This window comes from Victivallis vadensis, from assembly GCF_003096415.1.
Taxonomy (GTDB): domain Bacteria; phylum Verrucomicrobiota; class Lentisphaeria; order Victivallales; family Victivallaceae; genus Victivallis; species Victivallis vadensis.
In genome coordinates this window covers 83091-94518 of sequence record NZ_QEKH01000004.1, presented here as the reverse complement: position 1 = coordinate 94518, position 11428 = coordinate 83091, and the positions used below count along the sequence as shown (strand labels likewise).

Below are 11428 nucleotides of genomic sequence, written 5' to 3'. Positions count from 1 at the left end.
TTATGTTCAATACAAGTAAAGTTCCCATGCGACCCGCTGGGGAGTGACCGCCGATTCGACATGAAGGTCGAGCTGCAGCGAGGTTTTACCGTCGTTGTGGCGGAAGGCGGGCAGGGTATCCCCCGCATTTCCGACATAGTAATCGCGGTTGCGGATTGCCGGATGGACGCCGCCGGTGGCGCTGCCGGGGTTGCGTCCGAGTTCGCTGATGAAGATGATCTTGCTCGGCGGGATCCCCGGCGCACGGCTTTCCGGCTTGATCATGTACGGTGAAGTCGTGGTCGGCGAACTGTCGGTGCAGACAGCCGGGCCGAATTTCTTATGCTGCGCGAGGTAGCTGAACGCATTCATCGCGTAGCTGACCGTGTCGGAGAGTCCGCTCGGGCCGTAAACCACTTCGGTGGACGGGCAGAAAAGCACTCCCTTCCGGGCCAGCTCCGTCGCCTGTTCCCAGCTGGTCGGCACCTCGGGGCTGCCGAGATAGGGGCGGATGCGGTGATACCAGTACTGCTGGTTGCGTCCCTCCACCACCGGAGAAGTCGCGGCGGGATAGACGCCGTGGTCGCCGCTGTAAAGCGAGAGGGCGGTGCCGATCTGCTTGAGATTGTTGACGCAACTGATCTTTTTGGCCGACTCCCGCGCTTTGTTCAGCGACGGAAGCAGCATGGCCGCGAGGATTGCGATGATGGCAATCACGACGAGCAGCTCAATTAAGGTGAATTTTTGTTTCATCCTGCAATTCTCCTTTGCCGTTGGTTATAGAATGGCTCCGTTTTGAATCAATTCGGTCCGTAATTCCTCTATGTTCAGTTTCCCGGAATCATCGATGTTGTCGCGAATCATCAGCGCGGCGGCGGTTCCGGCGGCTTCCCCGGTGGTGAATGCGTTCGGCATCACCCGCAGACTGCCGAAGACCGCCTTGTCGCAGCAGACGCAGCGGCCCGCCACGAGCAGGTTGTCCAGCTTTTCCGGCTGCAGTATGCGGAACGGAATTCCGTGGGACTCCCCCGGACCGCAGTTCCAGTCGGCGTTGGGCATTTCGCGCATGTAAGCCTGCCAGCCCTCGTAGGTGCGGCACTGTTTCTGCTTGTGCTTACCCTGGTGGACGTCCACATAGTAACAGTTGCGCCCGATCGAATCAGGGAAGTCGCGGCGGGCGCGGTAATCCGCCAGCGTGAGTTCGTAGCGCCCCCGGATGCGGCGCGATTCGCGCACTCCGGCGAGCGAAGCGGTCTGGGCGAGATGGGCCGCCGCGAAAGCCGCGCCGCCGCAGTCGTGCAGCGCCTCGGTGAGGCGGTTCGCCAGCTTGCGCCCCTGGAACATGGCCTGCGTGACCGATTCCGGGTCGGTCGCGTCGAAGTAGAGGTGCCCGGCGTTGAAGGCGGCGGTCGCGGGGCCGACCAGATTACTGGTCAGGTGCATCGATTCGATGTCGGCGTAGCGCGGATCGGCCATGATCGTCCAGATCGGGCTGGCCGGATTGCCGCCGAAGGTGCCGCGCGTGACGTGGGTGTAGCTGTAACTGTCGATGTTGGAGAGCACGAAGCAGAGCGAGCCGGGCATCGTCTCCTCGTCTGGCTGCGGTTCGATGAATTCCGCCCCGGCAAAGCCGGCGAGGTCGCCGTCGCCGGTACAGTCGATGTAACAGCGGGCCTCGAACTTGTGAATGCCGGATTTGTTGGCGGCGGTGACGCGGCGGAGCTTCCGGCCTTCGGTTTCGGCACCGGCGACGACGGTGTGGAACAGCACCTGCACGCCGGCGGACCGGACGAGCTCGTCGAGCACCAGCTTGAGGTATTCCGGGTCGAACGGGATGTGGCCGTGCGGAATTTCCGTGCTTTCCAGACAGGCGAGCTGCCGGGTGGTGCGCCGCACGACTTCCGCGCCGATTCCGCCGTGGAGCAGCCGCTTGCCGTCGGTAAAGGGGCACCAGGCGCCGACCAGCCCGGAAGTGCCCATGCCGCCGAGGCAGCCGGTGTGTTCGATCAGCAGCGTGTCGGCTCCGCCGCGCGCGGCGGCGACGGCGGCGGCGACTCCGGCCGGGCCGCCGCCGGCGACGATCAGGTCATAGGATTGTTTCATAGGATGTTTCCCGATAAATGTTGTACACTCTGGTATTCACGGATTTCCGGGGGGATATTGATCTGCCCCGGAAAGGAGAGATCGCCGGAAAGCTGGTGGTCGATGATGTCCAGCACCGCCTTCGCCTGTCTGGGGAGCGGCGCATCCACGGAACTGATGAACGGCGCTTCGTCCGGCACCGTGTCGAAACCGTAGCTGAGCAGACTGAGTTCCTCCGGTACGGCGACGTCGCGCGAGCGCAGGAAGGCGAGGGTTTCGCGGGCGGTCGCGTAGCTGCATACGAAAAGCGCGGTGAAATCCGGCTTGAACTCCCGTTCCAGAAACTCCCGGGTCTGGCGGCAGGAATCGACTCCGCGCCGGATGTTCGCGTCGAGCACCGTCACTTCGCAGCCGAGGGTCCGGGCGCACAGCAGCAGCGTGTCGACCACGGTGGTCATCGTGTAGGAGCGCCCTTCGCTGAAGAGGACGCCGATTTTGCGGTGTCCATTGCGGTATAAGTAATTGGCGGCGGTGATGCCGGTTTCCATCAGGTGGGAACCGACGCATTTGATATTGAATACCGGCAGCGTCGAACGGCAGAGCACCACCGGCCGCACCGAACTGGTCAGGATCTGGAGCTGTTCGGCGGTGAAGTGGTCGAATTGAATCGGGTCGAGAATCACCGCATCCGCCTCGAAACCGGGAAGCTGCCGGTAGATGTCCGCCGCAATATCGTATCGCAGGATTTCACAATGGTATCCCCGCGCGGCCGCTTCGCCGGTCATCGCTTCCTCCATCGCCTGAATGGAAAACGAGGGCCAGTCGGGGCGCAGATAGAGGATCGTGGCCCCGTGCCTGCGCCCGGCCGTGCGGGTGACGACGCTGCCGCGCCCGACATGCGACGCGATCAACCCCTTCTCCTGCAACCGCTTCAGGGCCGGAGCCGCGGTGAACTGGCTGACACGGTATTCCCTCATGATCTCACGCAGCGTGGGAAAGTTGTCGCCGTCCGAAAGCCGGGAAATTCTTTCCAGCAGCAGCCGGTACAGTTGATCCGATTTACTGGTTTTATTCATGTTTGAATCGTTTTCCGATGCAATTGGTTGAAATAAAAAATTGCATTGTTTTAAGATGCAATTTCTGTTATATTATGACCGAAAAAAGAGAAAATGTCAAGTGTCCGGAAAGAAAAAAATGAAAATTTGTGACAATTTGTGACATGCGTGAATCGTCAGGAAAGAGGTTCCGGGATTTCGCTCCTTTCGGAGCGACCAAGGCGCTTCGCCCTTGGAACCCGACCGGCAAGGTGCCGGCGCCGAATACTTGAGAGCCGGGAAAGGCGTACCGCCTTTCCCTCCGGGGAGGGGAGGCTCTACTGTGGACAGGCAGGCGGGTACCTGAGCGGCACACCGCTCCGGTCGGCGACCGCGTCGGCTTTTTTGCCGACGCCGGGCACTCCCTGCACCTGCTGCCGCCGGAGGTCACGCGCGGAACCTCCAGATGCTGACCGGATGATGTGAAGTTACACTCATGGAGGCTGAACTCTCCCTACCTTTTTATACAGGTAAGGTTCAGTAAGGCTCGTACTCAAAGATATGCTTGCCTGTGATATGGTAATTGTATTGTTGCCTGACCTCGCCTTTCGTATATCGGCAGATAAACTCTTATCAGCCTCCATCAGGGTATCTGTCTATTACCCGGTCAGCATCTGGCCGTTCCGCGCGTGGCCTCCGGCGGCAGCAGGCGCAGGGAGTGCCTAAAGCCTGCAAAAAAGCAGGCTTTGCGCCGACCGGAGCGGTGTGCCGCTCCTGTACGCTCCTTGCCTGTCTCCATCAGAGTTCCCCCACCCGGAGGGAAAACCGGAACGGTTTTCCCGGCTCTCAAGTATTCGGCACCGGCACCTTGCCGGTCGGGTTCCAAGGGCGAAGCGCCTTGGTCGCTCCGAAAGGAGCGAAATCCCGGAGGTCAGCGGGAGAAGGGTTTGATCAGGGCGAGGAGGTCGTCGACCGAGGCGGTGGCGAGACACTCGACGGTGTCGGCGCCGCCGTAATAGATCTTGACTTCGCCGTCGTCTTCGAGCAGCATGCCGCCGGGGAAGATCACGCTGCCGCGGAAACCTTCGAGTTCATACTTTTCGGTGGCTTTGAGAAGAGGTTCGGGGGCGAGGCCGATCACTTTCTGCGGGTCGTCGAGAGCGAGCAGCATCAGGCCGCCGAAGTACTCCTTGTTCCAGGTGACGTCGGGATTGTTGGCGTTTTCCCAGCCGAAGAGATTGCGGCTCATGTCCTTGTAGGTGGCGTGGAAGGTGCAGAGCCAGCCTTTCGGAGTCTTGATCGGCGGCGCGGCGGGGCCGATTTTGGCGTTGGCGTAGGGGACGTCCTCCATGCCGAGGACCAGCCGGGTGTCGCCCCAGTAGCGGCAGTCGGGGGACATGCTCGACCAGATGTCGAACTTCTCCTGATAGCCGCGGCTGTATTCGGGGAAGGGGCGTTCGAGGCGTACGAATTTGCCGTCGAACTTTTCGGGGAACAGCACCATGTTGCGGTTGTCGGGGGCGGACATCGACAGCACTTCAAAGTGGTCGAAGTCGTCCGTGACCGCGATGCCGCCGCGCACGCCGTGCATGGTGTCCACCGCGAAGCAGAGATAGCAGCGGCCGTCGATCACCGTCAGGCGCGGGTCGTAGAAGCGGCTGAGTTCCGGGTCGGCGGCGACGATATCGGCGGCGACTTTCCACGGCCGGGGCTGGACTTCCCATTTCACGCCGTCGCTGCTGTAGGCGATACCGAGGTTGGTGTAGGTTTTGCCGTAGCCGTTCGGGCCGAAGCCGACGTCGTTCCGGAACACCATCACATAGCGTCCGTTGAATTTGCAGACGCCCGCGTTGAAGATCAGCGACGCGTCGAACGGGATGTCCTTCGCCGAAAGGACCGGATTGGAAGGGTGACGAACCAGGGCCATGTCTTTGTTCCTTGATTTTTATGATGAAACGAACCTTGAAACCGTTTCAGCTTAATTTAATGTAACACTCCGTTGCGCCATTTCCAGTCATTTTCGGACTTTTTATGAAAAAATCGGTATGGGAACGCGCGGGAAACGGCTTGACAAAACCGGGCCGGGCGGCTATACTAAGCGCCAGCCATTCAGGTATGGCAATGGAACTTATCACAATGAATCACTTTGCAGGCAGATTTTCGGCGACGGCAGTCGTTGTTAGCCGCCCGGCCGCACCGGTCTCCCGGTAGTGCGTCCGGGCTGTATCTGCGCGGAGTGATCTTCGCTGTTTTTCCTCTTTCTTCTTCTTTCCGGGAGGCGTCTGTGCAGTCGTGCGACTGTGCCGTTTTGATCCGTAATAATTTTACCGTGAAAGATTTCCATATATGAATAAGCTTTTGAAAGGTGCTGAGATCACCATCAGAACTCTGGAGCGCCTCGGCATCGAACTGGTGTTCGCGTATCCGGGCGGCTCCGCGATCGAATTTCATCAGGCGCTGGCGGACTCCCCGATCCGGGTGATCCTGCCGCGCCACGAGCAGGGAGGCGCATTCGCCGCCTGCGGATACGCCCGCGCCACCGGCAGAACCGGTGTCTGCATGGCCACCAGCGGCCCCGGCGCGACCAATCTGCTGACCGGGATCGCCGACGCCTATATGGATTCGGTGCCGCTGGTGATCATCACCGGGCAGGTGGAGTCGAAGCTGATCGGCCGGAACGCGTTCCAGGAGACCGACATCATCGGCATGACCCGCCCGATCGTGAAGCACAGCTATCTGGTGATGAAGCCGGAGGAACTTTCGCAGACCGTCACGGATGCGTTTTACCTCGCGAACAGCGGCCGTCCCGGGCCGGTCTGGATCGACATTCCCAAAGATGTCCAACAGCGGCGGCTGGAGTTCCGGTTCTGCCCGGAGCCGTCGCCGGAGCTGATACGGAAGCCTCCGGCGGTGACGGAGCAGGATTGCGAAGCGGTGCTCGCCGCGATCGCCCGTTCGAGGCGCCCGTGCATTTACGCCGGGGGCGGTGTGATCGCCGCCGGGGCGGCGGAGGAGCTGACCCGGTTTGCGGAGGGTTTCAATATCCCGGTCGCCACCAGTCTGATGGGGATCGGCGCGTTCCCGGAGGATCATCCGCTGTCGCTGAAATGGCTCGGCATGCACGGCAGCTACTATGCGAATTACGCGGCGAACGAGTGCGATCTCCTGCTGGCGTTCGGCGCCCGTTTCGCGGACCGTTCGACCGGCAATCCGGATGAGTTTGCGCGTCCGGCCCGGATCATCCACATCGATATCGACCCGTCGGAGATCAACAAAAACGTGCGCGCCGACCTCGGCATCACCGCCGACATCCGGGAGTTTCTGGAGCGGCTGAACCGCACTCCCCGCTTCCGCGAATACGCCGAATGGCACAACCGCATCGCCGGCTGGAAGCGGGCGCATCCATTGGCATACCGCGACGAGCCGGGCAAGGTGCAGCCGCAGAGGGTGATCGAAACGATCTGCCGGATGGCGGGCGACGCGGTGATCGTGCCCGGCGTGGGGCAGCACCAGATGTGGAGCGCGCAGTTCTACACGTTCACCCAGCCGCGGCAGCTGCTGACTTCCGGCGGACTCGGTTCGATGGGGTTCGGCCTGCCTGCCGCGATGGGGGCGAAGCTGGCCCGGCCCGAAGCGACCGTGATCAATATCGACGGCGACGGCTCGTTCCAGATGAATATTCAGGAACTGGGCACGATCGCGACCGAGGAGATCGCGGTCAAGATGGTGATCCTGAACAACCAGCACCTCGGCATGGTCGCGCAGCTGGAGGACCGTTTCTACCACAGCCGCCGGGGCAACACCGATCTGCGGGTCAGGGGGGAGCGGCCTTTCCCGGATTTCGCCGGGATCGCCCGCTGCTACGGCATTCCGTCGCGCGAGGTGTACGATCCGGCGGAACTTGAGGACGCGATCCGGGAGATGCTCGAAACTCCCGGTCCCTTCCTGCTGGACTGCCACACCGTCTATCTCGACCACGTGCTCCCGATGATTCCCGGCGGCAAGAGCTACCGGGAGATCATTACGGAGTAGCACACTGCCGGAAGCAGGTCAGTTCGACGGCGGGGGTGAGCTCCGCCGGTTCGGCCAGCTCAATTCCGCTCTCGCACCGGGTGAAGCGCAGCTCCCGGCCGCCGAGCCGCACGGAGGCCGGTTCGAGCGGGAACTGCAGCGTATTCACCTTCAAGCTCCCGTACAGCACCCGGAGCGTGCAGGAGTCGTCGGTGATTTCGACGCTGCCCCAGCCGGTGCCGAGGCTCCAGAAAGAGCGGAAACATTCGCCGGGACGCCGGGCGGCGGGGGCGAAGCCGATCATCCCCGCCGCAAGGTCGAACCGGAAGCCGCCGTAGGCGTTCAGCAGCGAATAGCTGGACATGGAGCGGGCGTAGTTGCTGCCGCACTCGATTTCGCTCCACGGATTGCGCTTCACGCCGTCATAGCGGGCGCGGGCCGCTTCGACCACTTCGGTCCCTTCCGCGACCATGCCGTGCATCACCAGCTGGGCGGCGAAGTGGTATTCGTAGCCGGTGAACACCTCGGTCGCATACGGAATCGGGATCGCGGGCATGTCGCGGTGCGGCCAGCTGCAGATGATGGTTCCGGCCTCGTCGTTCAGCGCGTAGACCCGCCAGAAGTTCGCGTAGTCGCGGAAACTGCGCAGGAAGTTGTATCGGTGGATCGCCCGCAGGGCGGCCGGAATCCGCGCCGGGTCGAACACGTCGTCCAGCCCCGCCAGCGAGGCGTGCCACTGGGCGAGCAATTGATCGGTCAGGCAGCCGTTGCCGAGCTGGTATTTGATCTGGCGCGACTCCTCATTCCAGTAGCAGCGGCGGGCGTCGCGGAAGGGGGCCAGCACGGCGTCGTCGGCGAGGTCGAGCTTCTGGACATAATATTCGCCGTTGAAAAGCTGTTCCTCGACGAACTTGCGGCCCCGGGCGCGGATGCTCCGGTACAGCGCGGCGCTCTCCGGTTCACCGACGGCGTCGGCCATCCGGGCGGCGGCGTCAAGCGCGGCGTGATAGAACCCGGTCAGCCACGGATTCGGGCCGAAGAGTTCGACGTCCAGCGTGTGATGCTGGCGGCCGGTCAGCACGCCGGACTGTTCCGGGTCCCACCGGTCCGGGTTTTCCGGGCTCCACGCGTATTCCAGCGCCCGTCTGGCCTGCGGGAACCAGCGGCGCAGCCAGCCGGTGTCGCCGGAAATCTTCCACTCCCGGTACATCTTGATCACGCCGCCCATCTGCCCGTCGACGCAGGCGCGGAAGCCGGTGGCCTCGCGCCCCAGCGGCAGCTGCAACCGGAAGCCGAGCCCGCCGTCCGGCTGGAAGTTCCAGGTGTAGTCCAATTCCCGCATCGACCGCTCCAGCGCCGGAAACAGGAAAGGCAGCGCGTAGGCGTAGTTCCAGACGTGGGTGCAGCTTCCCTCGCAGCTGCCGTACAGACTGGAGGTTCCTTCGAAAGCGTAGAATTCGCCGTTCTCCAGCCGCAGGCAGGCCGCGCTCTTCAGCACCGCGAGATTGGCGGAAACGGCGTCGATCACCGCCTCCGGCAGGGTGGACGAGAACAGCGCGTCGTGGAAAAGCCGGGTCTCATTGAGCAGCCGGTCGTAGTTCGCCATGAAATAGTCCGCCACCTCCGCCGCGCTGCCGAACTGCGTGGCGTACCAGTTGCGCCAGCCGGGATACTCGCGTTCGCCCTCGTTCCAGAAGTTCCTGACGTTCGGCCAGTACCAGGCGAGGACGAAGCGGATCTTTCCGCGTCCGCCGGGCGGCAGCGTCAGATGGGCGGCGAGGGTGCCGGTGTCGTGCCGGTGCCGGCCGTTTTCCGCCGGGTAGTCGCGCGGTTTCAGTGCGCCGGGGCGGGCGAAATCGTTCCAGAACATATTGATGTCGTCCTGCCATTCGCCGCGGTACCAGCAGCTCTGGCCGGAGTACTCCTCCGCATCGGTGACGAGCGCGAGTTCGCCGTAGCGGGGTGAAGCGGCGTGGTGCTGCTTTTGCTTCATCTCCAGAAGCCGTCCCGTCAAAGTGTGGCAGGAACGTTCGACCGGATTGCGGACCGAAAGCGCGGCGGTATAGCGCAGTTCCCCGGCGGTATCGTTATGGAATTCGATTTCAAACGCCGCCGCCGGCAGCGAGGAGTCGAAGTCGTTCAGCGGAATCAGCGGGTTGAAGGCGCGCAGCACGACTTCGCCGGGGAAGGTTTCATTGCGGAAGGTCAGCCGGGCGAACGGAAACTCGCCGTCGAACTCCACTTCGCGGAAGTGCGGCAGGCCGGGCAGCAGGCATTTGTTTGCGCCGAAGCCGTATCCGGCGAAGCGGTTGCCGGCCTCGCCGAAGGAGGAGGTTCCGGTGTAAGGAGGGGCCATGTCGCCGTTCAGCACGCGCACGTCGACCAGCTCGCCGCCGCGTTCGGCCTTGACCGCCAGATGGCTGTAGCCGTTGTGGCTGCCTTTGTCCGGGCGGTTCATGATCTCCCAGTCGATCAGCTGCCCGGCGCCGGAAAGCCCGATGCTGCCGGTGCCGATGCCGCCCAACGGAAATGAAATCGCGCTGTTGTGACCATTCGGATACTTCATGATTCAAAATCTCCCTTTTCCGATCGTTGAAATTCCGGTGATACGGTATAAGTTATATGCCGTCAGAAGATTCTTCAAATTCAATAACAGTGCGGAAACATATACTTTCATGGGAATGACGCGACACGACGCGCTGGCGGCGCTGGCCGGGCAGCTGAATTGCCGGATCGCGGAGTTCGGCGAGGCCGAATTCCGCTGGCGCGGGCGGAACTGCTACAGCTTCAACCGGATTTTCCTGGTCACGGCCGGAACGGGTGAACTGGTCAACCATACCGGGAATCAGCGGTTCACCTTGGAGGCGGGGTACTGGTATTTCATGCCGACCGGACTCGACCTCGAATTCGATTTCGGCCCGCAGCTGGCGTTCTATTCGCTGCACTTCCAGCTTGAACTGCTGGCCGGATGCGACGTATTCGGGGAGTCGCGCCGCTGTTCGCGGCATCGGCTGGATGAGGAGCTGCGGAGGCGCTGCCGCGAGGCGGCGGCCCCGGCGGGAAGCTGGCGGGAGCTGTTCCGGCTGAAAGCGCTGATCTTCGAGCTGGCCGGGGAGCTGACGGAGCATCTGCCGGAGGAGTTGGAACGGCATCTGGCGGTGCGCCGCCGCTACGGCGTCTTGCTGGATTACATGGCCCGCACCCTCTCCGCACGCACCCGGCTCGACGAGTTGGCCGGAGTTGCCTGCCGCAGCCGGGACCGCCTGAGCCGGGAGTTCAGCCGCGATTTCGGAGTCCCGCTGAAGGAGTTCATCGGCCGGGAGCTGGGGCGGCGCGCCGAATTTGAACTGCTCTCCGGTTGTCGGAGCATCAAGGAGATTGCGGACCGGCTGGGCTTTGCGAATGAATTTTATTTTTCGCGTTTTTTCCGGCGGCGGACCGGCTATTCTCCGCGCGAGTTCCGCCGGCTCCGGCCAGGCGGCAGATCAGAAATTTGACAAAGGAAGGGAATTGCATTATATTGCGGATGTCGTCTTGAAAAGATTCACCAAACAGGAGAATTACCATGAAGACTCTGATGATCCCCGCCCTCGCCGCCCTGACCCTGCCGCTGTTTGCCGGTCCCGCCGCCATCCGGGTGGATGTCGATGCGACCAAACAGCTGATTCCGATCAAGAAGACAGCCGGAGAAGGCAAACTCAGCAAGGGACATTGGTTGCCGGCGGAAAAGCAGAACTGTTATTTGTACCTCTCCAAGCCGGTTACGGACGAATGGAGTGATTTCATCTTTACTGTCGTACCGGAGAAATCCGGCGATATCCGGCTCAATATCGGCGGCGAGTGGAGCAAGGAACCCGGCGACCGCGAATTCGTACTGATCGACGATGTGACCGTGAACGGCGAGCCGGTCGCCAACGGCAGCTTCGAGGAAAACGACGGCAAGAAGGCTAAAAACTGGTATTTCAGCGGTAAATCCGTCACACTCAGCGATGATGCGAAAACCGGCAAGGCTTCCGTGAAGGTCAACCACGATAACCGTGCTTGCCTGACATTGAAGGCGGAGGCCGGAAAAAACTATGAAATCAAGATTTCCGCCAAAAAAGCTGAAAAGTGATTCCAACCCATCGGAAGCGTTCCCGTCCCGGAGACGGGGGCGCTTTTTTTTTACCCGGAGATAACTTCTCCGGCGGCTGTACCACGGGTAAAGATGATGAGCTTCTCTTGTTTGTAATGTGATAAAATGGTTTTGAATTTGCCTTTTTATGTGAAGTGATTATATTATTTTCAGAGGAGAATTGCTGTTTTTTGGTTTATGGAGGGAG

8 protein-coding genes are annotated in these 11428 nt (G+C 61.7%); 3 read left to right on the top strand and 5 right to left on the bottom strand.

Going from position 1 to position 11428, the window contains the following annotated elements; all coding sequences use genetic code 11:
* Window positions 1-6: 6 nt before the first annotated feature.
* The 4 genes from C8D82_RS03725 to C8D82_RS03710 form a co-directional block, all read right to left on the bottom strand.
* Complete coding sequence (locus C8D82_RS03725) at window positions 7-732, bottom strand: DUF1559 family PulG-like putative transporter (RefSeq protein ID WP_116882928.1); 726 nt, start codon at window positions 730-732, stop codon at window positions 7-9.
* Window positions 733-756: 24 nt separating this feature from the next.
* On the bottom strand, window positions 757-2082 hold the full coding sequence (locus C8D82_RS03720; RefSeq protein WP_116882927.1) for an FAD-dependent oxidoreductase: 1326 nt from the start codon (window positions 2080-2082) through the stop codon (window positions 757-759).
* Window positions 2079-3137 carry a substrate-binding domain-containing protein gene (locus tag C8D82_RS03715; protein ID WP_116882926.1) on the bottom strand — a complete coding sequence of 353 codons (1059 nt, stop codon included), beginning with the start codon at window positions 3135-3137 and terminating at the stop codon, window positions 2079-2081. Before C8D82_RS03715 ends, C8D82_RS03720 begins: the two co-directional genes overlap by 4 nt.
* A gap of 889 nt (window positions 3138-4026) precedes the next feature.
* Window positions 4027-5022, bottom strand: coding sequence for a glycoside hydrolase family 130 protein (locus C8D82_RS03710; protein ID WP_116882925.1), 996 nt, complete (start codon window positions 5020-5022; stop codon window positions 4027-4029).
* A gap of 419 nt (window positions 5023-5441) precedes the next feature.
* On the opposite strand from C8D82_RS03710, the gene ilvB reads away from it, so the two are divergent.
* A complete protein-coding gene (ilvB, locus tag C8D82_RS03705) occupies window positions 5442-7127 on the top strand; it encodes a biosynthetic-type acetolactate synthase large subunit (RefSeq protein ID WP_116882924.1) in 1686 nt (561 codons plus the stop codon).
* Here ilvB and C8D82_RS03700 read toward each other — a convergent pair.
* Window positions 7117-9672: a GH116 family glycosyl-hydrolase gene (locus C8D82_RS03700; RefSeq protein ID WP_116882923.1), complete on the bottom strand. Its 2556-nt coding sequence runs from the start codon at window positions 9670-9672 to the stop codon at window positions 7117-7119. The genes ilvB and C8D82_RS03700 overlap by 11 nt on opposite strands.
* 109 nt (window positions 9673-9781) lie before the next feature.
* Between C8D82_RS03700 and C8D82_RS03695 the strand changes: the two genes are divergently transcribed.
* Window positions 9782-10603, top strand: a complete 822-nt coding sequence (locus tag C8D82_RS03695) for a helix-turn-helix domain-containing protein (RefSeq protein ID WP_133245047.1) — start codon at window positions 9782-9784, stop codon at window positions 10601-10603.
* A gap of 68 nt (window positions 10604-10671) precedes the next feature.
* The gene (locus tag C8D82_RS03690; RefSeq protein ID WP_116882921.1) at window positions 10672-11220 is read left to right on the top strand and encodes a hypothetical protein; all 549 of its coding nucleotides are present in this window, start codon (window positions 10672-10674) and stop codon (window positions 11218-11220) included.
* Window positions 11221-11428 lie beyond the last annotated feature (208 nt).

What these genes read in the sequence shown, in the direction of transcription:
- C8D82_RS03725 (WP_116882928.1), bottom strand. Translation starts at nt 732, where the DNA reads ATGAAACAAAAATTCACCTTAATTGAGCTGCTCGTCGTGATTGCCATC.
- C8D82_RS03720 (WP_116882927.1), bottom strand. Translation starts at nt 2,082, where the DNA reads ATGAAACAATCCTATGACCTGATCGTCGCCGGCGGCGGCCCGGCCGGA.
- C8D82_RS03715 (WP_116882926.1), bottom strand. Translation starts at nt 3,137, where the DNA reads ATGAATAAAACCAGTAAATCGGATCAACTGTACCGGCTGCTGCTGGAA.
- C8D82_RS03710 (WP_116882925.1), bottom strand. Translation starts at nt 5,022, where the DNA reads ATGGCCCTGGTTCGTCACCCTTCCAATCCGGTCCTTTCGGCGAAGGAC.
- ilvB (WP_116882924.1), top strand. Translation starts at nt 5,442, where the DNA reads ATGAATAAGCTTTTGAAAGGTGCTGAGATCACCATCAGAACTCTGGAG.
- C8D82_RS03700 (WP_116882923.1), bottom strand. Translation starts at nt 9,672, where the DNA reads ATGAAGTATCCGAATGGTCACAACAGCGCGATTTCATTTCCGTTGGGC.
- C8D82_RS03695 (WP_133245047.1), top strand. Translation starts at nt 9,782, where the DNA reads ATGGGAATGACGCGACACGACGCGCTGGCGGCGCTGGCCGGGCAGCTG.
- C8D82_RS03690 (WP_116882921.1), top strand. Translation starts at nt 10,672, where the DNA reads ATGAAGACTCTGATGATCCCCGCCCTCGCCGCCCTGACCCTGCCGCTG.